Source organism: Oxalicibacterium flavum, assembly GCF_014635065.1.
Lineage (GTDB): Bacteria > Pseudomonadota > Gammaproteobacteria > Burkholderiales > Burkholderiaceae_D > Oxalicibacterium > Oxalicibacterium flavum.
On sequence record NZ_BMCG01000001.1, the window covers coordinates 24,218 to 39,412 of the forward strand.

The 15,195-nt window shown below is 62.9% G+C and carries 16 protein-coding genes and 1 riboswitch; of the genes, 7 read left to right on the forward strand and 9 right to left on the reverse strand.

The genetic code is table 11. From position 1 onward, the window contains the following. Positions 1 to 2: 2 nt before the first annotated feature. Genes IEV38_RS00120 through IEV38_RS00130 form a run of 3 tightly spaced genes read right to left on the reverse strand, consistent with a single transcriptional unit; the run spans position 3 to position 3,177 of the window. Complete coding sequence (locus tag IEV38_RS00120) at positions 3 to 1,214, reverse strand: HlyD family secretion protein (protein ID WP_188394151.1); 1,212 nt, start codon at positions 1,212 to 1,214, stop codon at positions 3 to 5. After that, a complete protein-coding gene (locus IEV38_RS00125) occupies positions 1,211 to 2,701 on the reverse strand; it encodes an efflux transporter outer membrane subunit (RefSeq protein WP_188394152.1) in 1,491 nt (496 codons plus the stop codon). Before IEV38_RS00125 ends, IEV38_RS00120 begins: the two co-directional genes overlap by 4 nt. Next, positions 2,698 to 3,177, reverse strand: a complete 480-nt coding sequence (locus IEV38_RS00130; RefSeq protein WP_188394153.1) for a MarR family winged helix-turn-helix transcriptional regulator — start codon at positions 3,175 to 3,177, stop codon at positions 2,698 to 2,700. Before IEV38_RS00130 ends, IEV38_RS00125 begins: the two co-directional genes overlap by 4 nt. A 207-nt stretch (positions 3,178 to 3,384) precedes the next feature. On the opposite strand from IEV38_RS00130, the gene IEV38_RS00135 reads away from it, so the two are divergent. Further along, positions 3,385 to 4,347, forward strand: a complete 963-nt coding sequence (locus IEV38_RS00135; protein ID WP_188394154.1) for a DUF72 domain-containing protein — start codon at positions 3,385 to 3,387, stop codon at positions 4,345 to 4,347. A gap of 125 nt (positions 4,348 to 4,472) precedes the next feature. Here IEV38_RS00135 and nrdR read toward each other — a convergent pair whose 3' ends face one another. Next, positions 4,473 to 4,949, reverse strand: a complete 477-nt coding sequence (nrdR, locus tag IEV38_RS00140) for a transcriptional regulator NrdR (RefSeq protein ID WP_188394155.1) — start codon at positions 4,947 to 4,949, stop codon at positions 4,473 to 4,475. Between the two features lie 173 nt (positions 4,950 to 5,122). Then, positions 5,123 to 6,367 (reverse strand): serine hydroxymethyltransferase, encoded by a 1,245-nt coding sequence (glyA, locus tag IEV38_RS00145; protein ID WP_188394156.1) that lies wholly within the window; start codon positions 6,365 to 6,367, stop codon positions 5,123 to 5,125. Positions 6,368 to 6,521: 154 nt separating this feature from the next. Continuing rightward, positions 6,522 to 6,642, reverse strand: a riboswitch (ZMP/ZTP riboswitch). A 317-nt stretch (positions 6,643 to 6,959) separates the two neighbouring features. Here glyA and IEV38_RS15325 point away from each other — a divergent pair. Both IEV38_RS15325 and xth read left to right on the forward strand, forming a co-directional pair. Then, complete coding sequence (locus tag IEV38_RS15325) at positions 6,960 to 7,091, forward strand: hypothetical protein (protein WP_268234692.1); 132 nt, start codon at positions 6,960 to 6,962, stop codon at positions 7,089 to 7,091. Between the two features lie 211 nt (positions 7,092 to 7,302). Further along, positions 7,303 to 8,067, forward strand: coding sequence for an exodeoxyribonuclease III (gene xth, locus IEV38_RS00155; RefSeq protein WP_188394157.1), 765 nt, complete (start codon positions 7,303 to 7,305; stop codon positions 8,065 to 8,067). 95 nt (positions 8,068 to 8,162) lie between these two features. Here the strand turns inward: xth and IEV38_RS00160 are convergent, their stop codons facing one another. From IEV38_RS00160 to IEV38_RS00175, 4 genes are all read right to left on the reverse strand, one after another. Continuing rightward, positions 8,163 to 9,143 (reverse strand): Bug family tripartite tricarboxylate transporter substrate binding protein, encoded by a 981-nt coding sequence (locus IEV38_RS00160; protein ID WP_188394158.1) that lies wholly within the window; start codon positions 9,141 to 9,143, stop codon positions 8,163 to 8,165. Positions 9,144 to 9,340: 197 nt separating this feature from the next. Further along, entirely contained in the window at positions 9,341 to 9,595 is a 255-nt protein-coding gene (locus IEV38_RS00165; protein ID WP_188394159.1) for a hypothetical protein, read from the reverse strand. Between the two features lie 18 nt (positions 9,596 to 9,613). After that, a complete protein-coding gene (locus tag IEV38_RS00170; RefSeq protein WP_188394160.1) occupies positions 9,614 to 10,267 on the reverse strand; it encodes a class I SAM-dependent methyltransferase in 654 nt (217 codons plus the stop codon). A 12-nt stretch (positions 10,268 to 10,279) separates the two neighbouring features. After that, positions 10,280 to 11,221, reverse strand: coding sequence for a CysB family HTH-type transcriptional regulator (locus IEV38_RS00175; RefSeq protein ID WP_188394161.1), 942 nt, complete (start codon positions 11,219 to 11,221; stop codon positions 10,280 to 10,282). Between the two features lie 156 nt (positions 11,222 to 11,377). Between IEV38_RS00175 and IEV38_RS00180 the strand changes: the two genes are divergently transcribed. Genes IEV38_RS00180 through IEV38_RS00195 form a run of 4 tightly spaced genes read left to right on the forward strand, consistent with a single transcriptional unit; the run spans position 11,378 to position 15,134 of the window. After that, positions 11,378 to 12,151, forward strand: a complete 774-nt coding sequence (locus IEV38_RS00180) for a sulfite exporter TauE/SafE family protein (RefSeq protein WP_188394162.1) — start codon at positions 11,378 to 11,380, stop codon at positions 12,149 to 12,151. Positions 12,152 to 12,161: 10 nt separating this feature from the next. Then, entirely contained in the window at positions 12,162 to 13,856 is a 1,695-nt protein-coding gene (locus tag IEV38_RS00185; protein WP_188394163.1) for a nitrite/sulfite reductase, read from the forward strand. Next, a complete protein-coding gene (locus IEV38_RS00190; protein WP_188394164.1) occupies positions 13,849 to 14,412 on the forward strand; it encodes a DUF934 domain-containing protein in 564 nt (187 codons plus the stop codon). The genes IEV38_RS00185 and IEV38_RS00190 overlap by 8 nt, the downstream gene beginning before the upstream one ends. Then, on the forward strand, positions 14,409 to 15,134 hold the full coding sequence (locus IEV38_RS00195) for a phosphoadenylyl-sulfate reductase (protein WP_188394165.1): 726 nt from the start codon (positions 14,409 to 14,411) through the stop codon (positions 15,132 to 15,134). The genes IEV38_RS00190 and IEV38_RS00195 overlap by 4 nt, the downstream gene beginning before the upstream one ends. The last annotated feature ends 61 nt before the right edge of the window (positions 15,135 to 15,195 follow it).

The window sequence follows — 15,195 nt, forward strand, 5'->3', positions numbered from 1 at the left end:
GATCAGCGGCGGCGGTTGGCGCCCTGCAGATTGCTTGCGATGATCTCGGCCACGCGTGCCTCGGCTTCATGACCGGCCTTGTCGAATACGGCGGTCTGGTAGGCCGGCGCGCTTCTCGCCGGCGCGCCGGCGGTCAGCGAGGTGCCGGCGTCATTGGCGATATCGACCTCGACCTGCATCGAGAGGCCGACGCGCAGCGGATGGTCTTCCAGCTCCTTGGCGTCGAGCTCGATGCGCACCGGAATGCGCTGCACCACCTTGATCCAGTTGCCGCTCGCGTTCTGCGTCGGCAGCAGCGCGAACGCCGCGCCGGTGCCGGCCGACAGGCCGACCACCTTGCCGTGGTACTTCACGCCGCTGCCGTACAGATCGGAATGCAGTTCGACCGGCTGGCCGACGCGCATGCGCGCAACCTGTACTTCCTTGAAGTTGGCGTCCACCCACACCGCGTGCAGCGGCACCACCGACAGCAGCGGCGCGCCGGGCGCCACGCGCTGGCCGATCTGCACCGCGCGCCGCGCCACGTAGCCGGTCACCGGCGCCGGCAGCGTGGTGCGCGCCAGCGCCAGGTAGGCAGCCTGCACCTGCGCCGCCGCGCGCTGCACGTTCGGATGCTTCTCGATCGAGGTGTTCTCGGTCAATGCCTGGTTGGATGCCAGCTGCTCGCGCGTGGCCTGCAGCGCGGACTCGGCCGACTGCAGGGCGATGCGCGCATGCTCGAGTTCTTCCTTGGACACCGCGCCGGTGCCGTTGAGCTCCTGGCGGCGCGCGAAGTCGGCACGGGCGCGTGCCAGTTCGGCCATGCGTGCCGTCACGTTCGCGTTGAGGGCGCTGTTGTTGACGAACAGCGTGCGCACCTCGCGCACGGTCTGCGCCAGTTGCGCCTCGGCCTGCTCCAGCGCGACCTGCGCATCGGCGCGGTCGAGTTCGATCAGCGGCTGACCGGCCTGCACCAGTTCGGTGTCGTCGGCATGGATCGCCACCACCGTGCCGCCGACCTGCGGCGTGACCTGCACCACGTTGCCGGCGACGTAGGCGTCGTCGGTGTCCTCGAAATGACGGGCATAGATCGCCCACCAGATGCCGTAGCCGATCAGCAGCAGAAGGATGACGACGGTGACCGCGATCAGGCGGCGCTTGCGCTGGCCGTTGTTGGCAGCGGTGTCGGGAACGTCGGCCGATTCCGGCGCGTTGTTGCTTGTTGTCGTGTTCATGATGCGTTTTTCACCAAAGTGGAATCTGTGGAAGCCGGCGCAATGTCGCGGTTCAGGCCCAGTGCCTGCGCCTCGAAGCCGCCGCCGAGCGCCTTGATCAGCGCGATGCGCAGATCGCTGCGGCGCGCCAGCGAATCGAGTTCATTGCGCTGCTGCGCGAGCAGGCCCAGTTGCGACAGCAGCACCGGCAGCATGTTGGTGGTGCCGACGCGTTCACGTTCCTGTGCCAGCTTCAGGCTGGCCGCGGCGGCCTGCGTGCCTGCGTGCTGCTGCATGCTCTGCTGCTGGGCCGCGCGCAGCGACTGCACCTGATCGGCGACGTCGCGCAAGGCCTCGGTCAGTGCCTGGTTGTAGGTTGCGACCAGCGCGTCGTAGTTGGCGACCTGCTGCTTGAGGCTGCCGCGCAGCGTGCCGCTGGAAAGTATCGGCAGCGTGATCGCCGGACCGATGCCGGCGATACGGCTGCCGCTCTCCAGCAGATTGCTCAAACCCAGGCTGGAAAAACCGGCGAAGGCCGTCAGGTTGATGTTCGGATAGAAGGCAGCCTTGCCGGCGTCGATGCCGCCCTGTGCCGCTTCGACGCGCCAGCGTGCCGCCACCAGATCGGGCCGGCGGCCGAGCAAGACGAGCGGCAGTTCGTCGGGCAGCGCCACCGCCGATTCTCCCGGCAATTGCGGGCGCGCGATGTCGCGGCCGCGGTCCGGCCCCTTGCCCAGCAGCGCCGCCAGCTGGTTGCGCGTCAGAGCTATCCCTTCGTCCAGCGACGACTGCTGCGCGCGCAGGAATGCCAGCGCCTGCTCGACCTGCTGCAGGTTCGATTCGTCATCGAGTCCCGCGCGCAGACGCAACTGCATCAGATGCTGCAGCTTGACGGCCACGTCCAGCTGCTGCTGGTTCAGGTCGCGCAACGCATGTTCGCGCGCCAGCTGCACCCAGGCGCGCGCCACTGCGGTCGAGATCATCAGGCGCGCGTTGTATTGCTCGGCCTGTGCCGCCTTGTCCTGCGACAGCGCGCTGCGGTACTCGGCTGCGTGCCGTCCCCAGAAATCGAGGTCGTATGAGAAATTCAGCGTCAGGCTGTTGTCGGACTCGTAGGTGCCGGCCAGCGGCGCCGGCACCAGGCCGTTTTCGGTATAACGCTGGTAGGTGCCCTGGAATGCGGCACTGCCCTTGATCTCGCGATTGGCACCGGCGACTTCGGCCACGGCCCGGGCTGCCGCTACGCGTGCGGCGGCGACCTGCAGGTTCGGATTGCCGGCCAGCGCCTCGTCAACCAGCACCTGCAGCGGCGCGCCACCGATACTCGCGGCCCATGAAGCATCGGGCCACTGGCCGTGTTCGGCCGGCAGCGAGCGGCCGGTTTCGTATTGCTCGACCGGCTGCAATGCGGCCGTCGGTTCTATGCCCTGGTAGCTTGCGCACGAAGACAGCAGGACGGCGGCACAGCTTGCCGTCAGCACGGTGCGCATCGATGCGAGGCCTCTCATGATGCATCCTTGCCGGCGGCCGGCACTTCGGTATCGAGCAGCTTGCGCAGCAAACCCTTCAGGGTATCGACCTCTTCCTTGCTGAAGTCAGCGAAGTGGCGATTCAGGATTTCGCCATACAGCGGCTGCAACTGTTCGGCCAGCGCGGCGCCTGCCTCGCTCAGCGACAGGTTGATGACGCGGCGGTCCGACGCGCTCGGCGTGCGCACGATCAGGCCGCGCTTTTCGAGGCGGTCAATCATGCGCGTCATGGAGGCCGAATCGATGTACAGGTCGCGCACCAGATCGGCCGCCGTCGCATAGCGCCCGGTTGACAGCATCATCACCAGGCTGCCCTGCGCATGCGTGATGCCGAGCTGCGCCAGTTCGATATCGACCGCCTTGGCCAGCTTGGTACGTGCGCGCGCCAGCAGGTAGCCGACGCTTTCTTCCACGCACCAGCTGCCGGATGGAAAAAGTTTCTTGAGATCGCTCATTGGCTGCCTCATCAATATTTCAATTATTAATAACTGCTTAGGCAGCAATATAGCAGGCTTTTCGGATTTTTAAAGGGACGATTTGTAATCGCAGATTGCGACGGAGGCGAGCTTGCCGAACGGCAATCAATCGATGGTGAACGATGTTGCCTGTTCGTTATTCCAATCCTATCGACGCTGCCGTGAAGACAACGTGAGGAGACCGTGATGACAGTTCGGATCGGAATATCGGGATGGCGTTATGCCGGCTGGCGAGGAAATTTCTATCCGCCGGGACTACCGCAGGCACGCGAACTTGCCTTCGCCTCGCGCGCACTCTCGACCATCGAGATCAACGGTTCGCACTACGCGCTCCAGACGCCGCAGAGCTACCGCGCCTGGCACGATGCGACGCCCGACGGCTTTCTCTTCAGCGTCAAGGCGCCGCGCTACATCACGCACATCCTGCGCCTGCGCGGCGATGCCTGCGAAACGGCAATCGCCAACTTTCTCGCCTCCGGTCTGTTCAACCTGCAGGCCAAGCTCGGGCCCATCCTGTGGCAATTCCCGCCCAGCCTGCGGTTCGACGAGGAAACCTTCGAGCGCTTCCTGCACAGCCTGCCGCACGATACCGGCGCTGCGGCCGCATTCGCGCGCAGGCACGACCACCACGTGCGCCAACCCTGTCTGCAGATCGACCGCGAACGGCCGCTGCGTCACGCCATCGAAATCCGTCATCCCAGCTTCTGCACACCGGCCTTTGCCGACATGCTGCGCCACTACGATGCGGCTCTGGTCGCCTCCGACTCTCCGGGCGCGTGGCCGTATGTGGAAGACGTGACCTCGGACTTCGTCTATCTGCGCCTGCACGGCGCGGAAACGCTGTACGACGGCGAATACGCCGACATCCTGCTCGACCGCTGGGCCGATCGCATCCGTACCTGGGAAAAGGGAAAGGAGCCGCGCGATGCACAGCGCATCGGCGCACCGCTGAAGAAGCACCGCCCGCGCGACGTGTTCTGCTACATGGACAACGACATGAAGGTCAACGCACCGTTCGACGCCGCGCGCATGCTGAGTCGCGTGCGCGGCAAGGCGGTGGAGAACGACCGCAAGGCGCTGCAGGCCTCGCTGTGGCATGCGGAAGACATGCAGGCGCTGATGCCAAAGAAAAAACGCGCGCCGCAATGATTGCGCTGCCACACAAATCAACGACGTCGCTCCCGCCCAGGCAGAAGCGACGAGAATTCCTACTTGATATCCCCGCAATGAAAAACGGCATGCCTAGGCATGCCGTTCTCTTGTGAATTTCCATCTCAACTACGCGGTTTGCCGCCCTTGCGCTCGCGCCCGATCTCGGCGATCGCATCCTGGAATTCGGCGACATCCTCGAAGCTCTTGTAAACCGAGGCAAAACGGATGTAGGCGATCTTGTCGAGCTTCTGCAGCTCGTTCATCACCAGCTCGCCGATCTGCTCCGATACCACCTCGCGCTTGCCGCTCGACAGCAACTGCTGCTCGATGCGATGGATGGCGGCGTCCACTGCTTCGGCCGACACCGGCCGCTTGCGCAAGGCGAGCTGCAGGCTGCCCTGCAGCTTCTTCGGATCGAACTCGGTACGGCTGCCGTTCTTCTTCACCACCACCGGCATCGCCAGTTCGACGCGCTCGTAGGTGGTAAATCGCTTGTCGCACGCCACGCAGCGGCGGCGGCGGCGCACGCTGTCGCCTTCCTCCGATACGCGCGTATCGAGGACCTGGGTATCTTCATGCTGGCAAAAAGGACATCTCATCTGCGCTGCATCCGAACATCGTCACGTCTGAACCAGCCTTGCCGCATAGCCGCAAGGCACACTTTGCTTGTTACCGAAATGGCCCTGTCCGAAAGCACGGACAAGGCCATTCGGCATCTCTGCTACCGCAAGCGCGAAGCGGCATCGCACGCCGCCCGCACCGCCTGCCTCACTCAACCATAGACCGGGAATGCCTGGGTCAGCTTCCTGACCTCGGCCTTGACGCGCTCGATGGTGGCGGCGTCGTGCGGATTGTCGAGTACGTCGGCGATCAGGTTGCCGACCTTGGTCGCCTCTTCTTCCTTGAAGCCGCGCGTGGTCATCGCCGGGCTGCCGAGGCGGATGCCGGAGGTGACGAACGGTTTTTCCGGATCGTTCGGAATCGCATTCTTGTTGCAGGTGATGTGCGCCGAACCGAGGATGGCTTCGGCATCCTTGCCGGTGATGTTCTTGGCGCGCAGATCGACCAGCATCAGGTGCGACTGCGTGCGGTTCGAGACGATGCGCAGGCCGCGCGCGATCAGCGCCTTCGCCAGCGCGTCGGCATTCTTCACGACCTGCTGCTGATAGGTCTTGAACTCCGGCTGCAGCGCCTCGTTGAATGCGGTCGCCTTGCCGGCGATCACATGCATCAGCGGGCCGCCCTGCAGGCCGGGGAAAATTGCCGAGTTGATGATCTTCTCGTGCTCGGCCTTCATCAGGATGAAGCCGCCGCGCGGACCGCGCAGCGACTTGTGCGTGGTCGAGGTGACGAAGTCGGCATGCGGCACCGGGTTCGGATATTCGCCGGCAGCGATCAGGCCCGCGTAGTGCGCCATATCGACCATGAAATAGGCGCCGATTTCCTTGGCGACCTTGGCGAAACGTTCGAAGTCGATGCGCAAGGCATAGGCCGAGGCACCGGCAATGATCAGCTTGGGCTTGTGTTCGCGCGCCAGGCGTTCCATCGCCTCGTAGTCGAGTTCTTCCTTCTCGTTCAGACCGTAGGACACGACGTTGAACCATTTGCCGGACATGTTGAGCGCCATGCCGTGCGTCAGGTGGCCGCCTTCTGCCAGCGACATGCCCATGATGGTGTCGCCCGGCTTGAGCACCGCGAGGAACACGCCCTGGTTGGCCTGCGAACCCGAGTTCGGCTGCACGTTGGCCGCTTCCGCACCATAGAGTTTCTTCACGCGATCGATCGCGAGCTGCTCGACGATATCGACATATTCGCCGCCGCCGTAGTAGCGCTTGCCCGGATAGCCTTCGGCATATTTGTTGGTCAGCTGCGAACCCTGCGCTTCCATGACTGCCGGCGAGGTGTAATTCTCCGAAGCGATCAGTTCGATGTGTTCCTGCTGGCGCACATTTTCCTTCTGGATCGCCGCCCACAGATCGGGATCGGTCTTGGCAAGGGTCTGGTCTTTCGAAAACATGAATCACTCCAATCGTTCAAAAAATGATGACGGACGCCTATGCATCGCCCGTCCATCGGCGCCATGTGCTGGCTGCCGATACCGCAACTGCAAAAACCGGAAGGAAAAGACGCCAGTGACGAAACAAGCGGGCAGCCTCAACCTTGCTTTCCATTCGGGCTACCCAGGCGCACGGCAATGAAATCTCGCGCTTCACGGTGGATATGCCCACCTTGGGGAACGATCAGCACAAGATGCACGAAGATCGCCCCGATTCGCCAATCACGCGAGACGAAAATGGTGCAAAGATTCTACGGCATGCCTCTGCTTTGGGCAAGGCGCTCCTCGCCGCCTCGAGCCGGCTTTTCTGCCCCGCCGATACGCTGCAACAATCCATAATAATAATGATATTGATTATCATTTGTTTTTTAGGCACTCTCCTTGCAGTCTCCCAATTTCTTCTTTTCCGCTGCATTTCGGTGCACACCGGCTTTCATCCCGGAACTTCCGCTAAAGAGTTTTTCATGCTCATCCCTTTTCTGATCATGCTGCGCGAGGGCATCGAAGCCGCCTTCATCGTCGGCATCACCAGCAGACTGGCTGCGGCGCCCTGATGCCAGCCGTCTGGGTCGGTGTGCTACTGGCCGCCGCGCTGTCGCTGTTCTTCGGCACCGGGCTGCAGTTGCTCTGGCCACCGAATTCCCGCAGAAGCAGCAGGAACTGTTCGAAGGCGTGGTCGGCCTGATCGCGGTCGTGACGCACGGCAGAAGATCTTCTCAGACTACGTGGCATGCTTGGACTGAGTCGGAGCACTGCTCACATCAAGCTCGCACATGTTGCGTTGCTGTTTCATGATGGCCGTGTCAAATCGAGATGTAGCATATCCAAAGGGCCCCGCACACCTATGCGCCAGAGGCTACAATGACGGCCTCCATGATCAAACAACCGACTGGAAAATGAAACTCGCCACCTGGAACGTCAACTCCCTCAAGGTTCGCCTGCCCCATGTCCTCAAATGGCTGGAAGAGAATCCGGTCGATGTGCTGTGCCTGCAGGAACTGAAGACCATCGACGAAAAGTTTCCGCTTGCCGACATCCAGGCCGCCGGCTATCACGTCGTCTTTTCCGGGCAGAAGACCTATAACGGCGTCGCCATCCTGTCACGCCATCCGATCACGGACGTGGTCAAGAACAACCCGCTGTTCCCGGACGATCACCAGCGCATCATCGCCGCCACCACGGCCGGCGTGCGCGTGGTCTGCGTCTATATTCCGAACGGACAGTCGCTGGATTCCGACAAGTTCACCTACAAGATGCAATGGCTGAAGGCGCTGCACGACTGGCTGAAGGACGAGTGCGCGACGCATCCGCAGCTGGCTCTGATGGGCGACTACAACATTGCGCCGGAAGACCGCGACGTCTGCGATCCGGCCGCATGGGAAGGCCAGACGCACGTCTCCGAACCCGAGCGCAACGCCTTCCGCGATCTGCTCGCGCTGAACATGAAGGATGCCTTTCGCATGTTCGAGCAGCCGGAGAAGCTCTACAGCTGGTGGGATTACCGCCAGATGGCGTTCCGCCGCAACATGGGCCTGCGCATCGACCACATCCTGCTGACGCAGCCGCTGGCCGAGCGCTGCGTCGAATGCGTGATCGACAAGGTGCCGCGCAAGTGGGAGCAGCCGTCCGATCATGCGCCGGTGGTGGCGACGCTGAAGTAACAAACCGCTCTTCCATGCAAAAAGCCCCGCCTGTTCAGGCGGGGCTTTTGTTTTCTGCTGGCGCCGAACGTCGGACGACGTTCGGATGCACGTCATCAATCGACGGTCGCGCCGCTTTCCTTGACGACCTTCGACCATTTCACCGACTCATCCTTCACGAACTTGGCGAAGTTCTCCGGAGTGTCGCCGACGAAGTCCGAACCGGTATCAGCCAGGATCTTCTGGAATTCCGGCTGCTTCATGATCTTGAGGGTTTCGGCGTTGATCTTGTCGATGATCGGCTTGGGCGTGCCGGTCGGGGCGAAGAAGCCGTACCAGGCGTAGGACACGACTGCCGGCAGACCGGCCTCGGCGAAGGTCGGCACGTCAGGCAGCAGTTCCGAGCGCTTCTCGCTGGAGACGGCGATGACCTTCACCTTGCCGCTCTTGATGTGCGGCATGATGGCGATCATGCTGTCGAACATGACCGGCACGTGGCCGCCGAGCAGATCGGAGATCGCCGGAGCCGAGCCTTTATACGGCACGTGCGTCATCTCCAGGCCCGTCACGCTGCGGAACAGTTCGCCCGTCATGTGCTGCGGCGTGCCCGAACCGGCCGATGCGTACGAGAACTGGCCCTTCTGTTCCTTGATGTAGGCGATCAATTCGTTCAGATTGTTGGCTGGCACCGACGGATGCGCGACCAGCACCAGCGGCACGCGCAGCAGGTTGGTGATCGGGATCAGGTCCTTGCTCGGGTCAAACGGCATCTTCTTGTAGAGGCTCGGGTTGATCACGATCGGTGCGCTCGAGGTGATCAGCAGCGTGTTGCCGTCCGGCTTGGAACGCGCCACGGCAGCGCTGCCGATGTTGCCGCCGCCACCGCCGCGGTTGTCGATCACGAACGGCTGTTTGAGGTCTTCCGTCAGGCGCTTGGCGATCGGGCGCGCGGCGATGTCGGACGGGCCGCCCGGCGGCCATGGCACGACGACGGTGACGGTGGAATTGGGCCACGATTGCGCAAAGGCGCTGGCCGACAGGGTGGCTGCGGCGAACATGCCGAGCAGGAATTTGCTGCCGCGTGACAAGTGTCTCATTTCGACTCCTTCTTATGAATGATCTGCAACCCGACCGGTTTGCCGCCGCCGGCCATGTTCGTCATCGCCGCGGGCAGTCGGGCTGTCCCGGCAGCAAGGATACCCGATCTTGGGCCTATTCATCTTGCGCTATCGCACATGCCGATTGCCGGCTTCAGCCGGTAGCTCCCTTCCATATAGCTGGGCAGCCTCGCCGGCTATTTCTTGCGCACCAACTGTTTTTCGAAGGCGATGTCGGACTTGGTACGGCGCTGCACGGTCTGCGGCCCCAGCGTCTTGACGAAGGCGACGAATTCGTCGAGCGGCAGGCGTTCGCCGACCGGCACCGGCTCGGCGCCCGAGCGGTCGAGCAGTTGGAAGGTTTCGTCCGCGTTGCGCACGAGTACGTAATCGTCGTTGCCGGAGCGCTCCTTGAGACGCTCGACGGCGCTGGCAGCCTTGGTCGATCTCATCGTTTTCTCCTTCGCCGCCTAACGCAGGCGGCCAGTCAGCATCCAGTAGTGATCGTAGCGATGGATGCGCATGTCACGCAACAGCGGCCCGAGCCGCTTGCGCAGCGCGCTGTCGGTCGGGTAGTTCTTGACGATCTCGTAGCGCTGCCCGTCGGGTGCCGCATGGATCTGCCAGGTGTTGCCGTCGGCATCGGTGCGCGCGATGGCGGTGCGGCCCTCGAGCCAGGAATTGTCAACCAGCACCAGCAGACCGTCCTTGCCGATCACCTTGCGCAGCCGCGCGATGACGTCCGCCTGATCCTGGCGCCGCACGTGCGACCACCAGAAACCGGCGAAGCACGCATTGAAACTGCCTTCGACCTGCGGATCCATGGCGTCGGCCACCACGAATTCCACGACCTCCGGCGGCAGTTCGCGCGAACGTGCAATCTCGAGCAGGCCGGGATTGATGTCCGTCGCCAACACGTAGTCGGCAAAGCCGGCCAGCTCGTCGGTCCAGTAGCCGTCGCCGCAGGCCAGCTCCAGCACGCGCTGCCCGGCGAGACTCTCCTCCAGCTTTTCCATGATCTCGTCGAGCGCTGCCATCCCTTCGGGATTCTCGATGTCTTCCTCGTCGAAGTTGTCGCGCTGCGCGTAGTACGCAGCCATGTCGGTCGATACGGCGTTCGTCATGCGCCTGTCTTCTTATAGTTCATACATGTCCTTTTCGCCGCTCAGCAGCTGTTCGACCAGCTTGCGGTTCAGCGTCGGCGCCAGCAGTTCGATGAAGGTGAAGACGTAGCCGCGCAGGTAGGCGCCCTGCTTCAGTGCCAGCCGCGAGACATTGGTGCCGAACAGGTGCCCGGCGGGAATCGCGCGCAGGTTGCGGTCGCGCTCGGGATCGAAGGCCATGCCGGCAATGATGCCGACGCCCATGCCAAGCTCGACGTAGGTCTTGATGACATCGGCATCGATGGCTTCGAGCAGAATGTCCGGCTTGATGTTGCGCAGGCTGAAGGCGTGGTCGATCTTGTTGCGGCCGGTGAAGGCGCTGTCGTAGGTGATCAGCGGGTATTCGGCCAGTTCCTCGAGGGTAATCGAACGCGATTTCAGCAGCGGATGCTCGGGCGGCACCACCACCTGGTGCTCCCACTGGTAGCACGGCATGGAGATAAGGCCGTCGATGTTGGCGATCGATTCGGTCGCGATCGCTAGATCGGCCTGGTCCATCAGCACCATGTCGGCGACCTGCTTGGGATTGCCCTGCAGCAGCGACAGCCGCACCTTTGGAAATTTCTGGGTAAAGGCCTGCACCACGGCCGGCAGCGAATAGCGCGCCTGGGTATGAGTGGTTGCAATCGTGAAACTGCCGCTGTCGTGGGCGGCGAACTCGTTGCCGATGCGCTTCAGGCCGTCGATCTCCTGCATGATGATCTCGACCGACTTCAGCACCGCGCGGCCGGGTTCGGTCAGGCCGCGGATGCGCTTGCCGTGGCGCGAGAAGATGTCGATGCCTAGTTCTTCCTCGAGCTCGATGATGGCCTTGGACACGCCGGGCTGAGAAGTAAACAGGGCCTTGGCGGCTTCGGTCAGGTTGAAATTCTGACGCACCGCCTCGCGCACGAAGCGCAGTTGATGAAGATTCATTTATTTCCCTTGAGAAATATCGGGCCGAGCGTAAAAGCGTGTTCAGTCATTTTTCGCTTTTGCTTATATCAAAAAAGAATATAAGCAAATAATCAGGAAGTAGTTTGGCATAAGGCTCAAGTTTATTACTATTCACCCTACTTTGCGCGGGGTCTTATGTCGGTTACTTATATGGTTTCAGGTTTTGCCGTCGGTTTACTGGTCGGTTTGACCGGTGTCGGTGGTGGATCCCTGATGACACCCCTGCTCACCCTGCTGTTCGGCGTCTCACCCACTGTGGCGGTCGGCACCGACCTCGCCTTTGCCTCGGTGACAAAGGTCGCCGGCACGTTCGCCCATCGCTACAAAGGCAATGTGCACTGGCATATCGTCCGCAACCTGTGCATCGGCGCGCTGCCGGCCGCGGTGCTGACGACGCTTGCACTCAAGCATTTCGGCGGACTCGGGGCGGAAATCGGCCAGCTGATCCGCTATTCGATCGCCGGTTCGGTGATGCTGACCGTGATCGCGCTGATCTTCCGCAGGCGCATGCAGAACTGGATGAACGCGCATCCGTCGCGGCAGTTGCATGGCGCCAAACAGACGGCGGCCACGATTATTTCCGGGTCGATACTAGGGACATTGGTTACAATCTCGTCCATTGGTGCCGGCGCGATCGGCGCCACCATTCTGGTGTTGCTGTATCCACGCCTGTCGCCGGCGGAAATCGCCGGTACCGACATCGCCTATGCCGTGCCCCTGACCGCGATTGCCGCGCTCGGACACTGGTGGCTGGGTTCGATCGACTGGGAATTGCTGGCCATGCTGCTGCTGGGCTCCGTGCCCGGCATCACGATCGGCTCGCTGGTATCCCGCTCCATACCGGAAAAAGTGCTGCGCGTGCTGTTGGCCAGTGTGCTGACGACCGTCGCCGTCAAGTTAGTCTATTAAGGAATCGAAGATGTATCGCTACGATCAATACGACCATCAGATCGTCAAGGAACGCATCGCCCAGTACCGCGACCAGGTGCGTCGCCGCCTGTCGGGCGAGCTGCTCGAGGACGAATTCCGTATCCTGCGCCTGCAGAACGGCCTGTACCTGCAGCGCCATGCCTACATGCTGCGCATCGCGGTGCCCTACGGCCTGCTGTCGTCGGCGCAGATGCGCATGTTCGCGCACATCGCGCGTACCTACGACCGCGGCTACGGCCACTTCACGACGCGCCAGAACATCCAGTTCAACTGGATCAAGCTCGAGGATTCGCCGGAAATCCTGGAAAAGCTCTCGACCGTCGAGATGCACGCGATCCAGACCTCGGGCAACTGCGTGCGCAACACGACCTCGGACCAGTTCGCCGGCGTCGCCGCCGACGAGATCATCGATCCGCGTCCATATGCCGAGATCATCCGCGAGTGGAGCACCTTCCACCCGGAATTCGCCTATCTGCCGCGCAAGTTCAAGATCGCCATCAACGGCGCCGAGCAGGACCGCGCCGCCACCGCCGTGCATGACATCGGCCTGCATGCGGTCCGCAACGACAAGGGCGAGGTCGGCTTCCGCGTGCTGGTCGGCGGCGGCATGGGCCGCACGCCGATTCTCGGCAGCGTGATCTGCGAATTCCTGCCGTGGCAGCACCTGATGACCTACATCGAGGCCATCCTGCGCGTCTATAACCAGTACGGCCGCCGCGACAACATCTACAAGGCGCGCATCAAGATCCTCGTCAAGGCGATCGGCATCGACGAATACCGCCGCCAGGTCGAGGAAGAATGGGTCCACCTGAAGGATGGTCCGGGCACCCTCACCCAGGAAGAGCTCGACCGCGTGGCCGCCTACTTCACGCTGCCGGCCTACGAGAAGCTGCCGGTGTCCGACGCTACCTTCGAACTCAAGAAAGCCGAGGACAAGGCCTTCGCCAACTGGCTCAAGCGCAACGTGCAGCCGCACAAGGTGCCGGGCTACGCGGCGGTGGTGCTGTCGCTCAAGAAGCCGGGCGTGCCGCCGGGCGACGCGACCGACGTGCAGCTCGACTTCATGGCCGACCTCGCCGACAAGTACAGCTTCGGCGAACTGCGCGTGACGCACGAGCAGAACGTGGTGCTGTCCGACGTGCGCATCGCCGATCTGTACGAAGTCTGGGAACAGGCCAAGGCGCAGGGACTCGCCACGCCGAACATCGGTCTGCTGACCGACATGATCTGCTGCCCGGGCGGCGACTTCTGCTCGCTGGCCAATGCCAAGTCGATCCCGATCGCGCAGGCGATTGCCGAACGCTTCGAGAACCTCGATTTCCAGCACGACATCGGCGACATCGAACTCAATATTTCCGGCTGCATCAATGCCTGCGGCCACCACCACGTGGGCAACATCGGCATCCTCGGCGTCGACAAGGACGGCAGCGAGTGGTACCAGGTGTCGCTCGGCGGCGCGCAGGGCAACGAATCGTCGGTCGGCCGCATCATCGGCCCCTCGTTCTCGGCGGCGCAGATGCCGACCGTGATCGAACGCGTGCTGGAAGTCTATGTGCGCGAGCGCATCGAAGACGAACGATTCATCGACACCGTGCGCCGCCTGGGCGTGGCTCCGTTCAAGGAGCACGTCTATGCGACCCCGATCAAGACCGAGGAAACCACGGGAGAAGACGCTTATGCATAACCTCATCAAGGACCGCGCCGTCATCGGCGAAGACGACTGGACCCTGCTGCGCCTGCAGCCCGCCGTGGCGGCGGCCGAAGGCGTGGAAGCGCAGGAAGGCGACAAGCCGGAATCCATTACTGTCCCGGCCGGCAAGGTCATCGTGCCGCTGGCGGTATGGCAGGCACAACATGCGACGCTGTCGCAGCGCAAGGACGTCGGCGTCTGGCTCGCCAGCGACGAACGCCCGGAAGCGCTGAAGGACGATATCGAGCGCCTGGAAATGATCGCCGTCGAATTCCCCAAATTCGCCGACGGCCGCGGCTATTCGATCGCCTTCAACCTGCGTGCGCGCCACGGCTACGAAGGCGAACTGCGCGCCTTCGGCGACGTGCTGCGCGACCAGCTGTTCTACATGCAGCGCGTCGGCTTCAACTCGTTTGCCGTGCGTCCCGACCGCGACGTCAACGATGCCATCAAGGGCTTGAGCGACTTCTCCGAGAGCTACCAGCAATCGTGGGACAAGAAGGCACCGCTGTTCCGCCGCGTCCATCGCCAGGCAACCGTCAACAAATGAACGAGACCGAATTCGCCGTGCTGGTCGAGAAGACGCGCGAAACGCTGCAGCGCGTGGCCGAGCAGTTCGCCCCGGCCGTGTTCGCCTCCAGCCTCGCGGCCGAGGACATGGTGCTGACCGACATGATCCTGCGCGACAAGCTGGACATCGGCATCTTCACGCTCGAGACCGGCCGCCTGCATGCGGAAACGCTGGGCGTGCTCGACCGCATCAAGGACACCTACGGCTACGAGGTTGCGCTGTACCGCCCGCAGCCTGAAGCGGTCGACGGCTACGTCAGGCAGAACGGCCTGAACGCCTTCTACGACAGCGTCGAACTGCGCAAGGAGTGCTGCCGCATCCGCAAGGTCGAGCCGCTCAACCGCGCCCTGCAGGGGCAGCGTGCCTGGGTCACCGGCCAGCGCCGCGCGCAGTCGGCCACGCGCGCCGAACTGCACGTGCAGGAGCACGACGAGGCGCACGGCATGGAGAAATTCAATCCGCTGGCGGACTGGTCGGAAGAAGATGTCTGGCACTACATCCGCAGCAAGGGCGTGCCCTACAACCCGCTGCACGACCGCGGCTACCCGTCGATCGGCTGCGAACCGTGCACGCGCGCGATCCAGCCCGGCGAGGACGTGCGCGCCGGCCGCTGGTGGTGGGAGCAGCCGGAATCCAAGGAATGCGGCCTGCATGTCGTTGACGGCAAGCTGGTGCGCATCAAATCCGCTGCCACGGTCTGACCGTCGCACGTCCCGTACCACCCTGTTCCCATCACCCTTGCATCACCTTCGTATCACCAAC

What these genes read in the sequence shown, in the direction of transcription:
- IEV38_RS00165 (WP_188394159.1), bottom strand. Translation starts at nt 9,595, where the DNA reads ATGAGATCGACCAAGGCTGCCAGCGCCGTCGAGCGTCTCAAGGAGCGC.
- IEV38_RS00125 (WP_188394152.1), bottom strand. Translation starts at nt 2,701, where the DNA reads ATGAGAGGCCTCGCATCGATGCGCACCGTGCTGACGGCAAGCTGTGCC.
- IEV38_RS00185 (WP_188394163.1), top strand. Translation starts at nt 12,162, where the DNA reads ATGTATCGCTACGATCAATACGACCATCAGATCGTCAAGGAACGCATC.
- xth (WP_188394157.1), top strand. Translation starts at nt 7,303, where the DNA reads ATGAAACTCGCCACCTGGAACGTCAACTCCCTCAAGGTTCGCCTGCCC.
- IEV38_RS00195 (WP_188394165.1), top strand. Translation starts at nt 14,409, where the DNA reads ATGAACGAGACCGAATTCGCCGTGCTGGTCGAGAAGACGCGCGAAACG.
- IEV38_RS00130 (WP_188394153.1), bottom strand. Translation starts at nt 3,177, where the DNA reads ATGAGCGATCTCAAGAAACTTTTTCCATCCGGCAGCTGGTGCGTGGAA.
- glyA (WP_188394156.1), bottom strand. Translation starts at nt 6,367, where the DNA reads ATGTTTTCGAAAGACCAGACCCTTGCCAAGACCGATCCCGATCTGTGG.
- nrdR (WP_188394155.1), bottom strand. Translation starts at nt 4,949, where the DNA reads ATGAGATGTCCTTTTTGCCAGCATGAAGATACCCAGGTCCTCGATACG.
- IEV38_RS00175 (WP_188394161.1), bottom strand. Translation starts at nt 11,221, where the DNA reads ATGAATCTTCATCAACTGCGCTTCGTGCGCGAGGCGGTGCGTCAGAAT.
- IEV38_RS00120 (WP_188394151.1), bottom strand. Translation starts at nt 1,214, where the DNA reads ATGAACACGACAACAAGCAACAACGCGCCGGAATCGGCCGACGTTCCC.
- IEV38_RS15325 (WP_268234692.1), top strand. Translation starts at nt 6,960, where the DNA reads ATGCCAGCCGTCTGGGTCGGTGTGCTACTGGCCGCCGCGCTGTCGCTG.
- IEV38_RS00135 (WP_188394154.1), top strand. Translation starts at nt 3,385, where the DNA reads ATGACAGTTCGGATCGGAATATCGGGATGGCGTTATGCCGGCTGGCGA.
- IEV38_RS00160 (WP_188394158.1), bottom strand. Translation starts at nt 9,143, where the DNA reads ATGAGACACTTGTCACGCGGCAGCAAATTCCTGCTCGGCATGTTCGCC.
- IEV38_RS00170 (WP_188394160.1), bottom strand. Translation starts at nt 10,267, where the DNA reads ATGACGAACGCCGTATCGACCGACATGGCTGCGTACTACGCGCAGCGC.
- IEV38_RS00180 (WP_188394162.1), top strand. Translation starts at nt 11,378, where the DNA reads ATGTCGGTTACTTATATGGTTTCAGGTTTTGCCGTCGGTTTACTGGTC.
- IEV38_RS00190 (WP_188394164.1), top strand. Translation starts at nt 13,849, where the DNA reads ATGCATAACCTCATCAAGGACCGCGCCGTCATCGGCGAAGACGACTGG.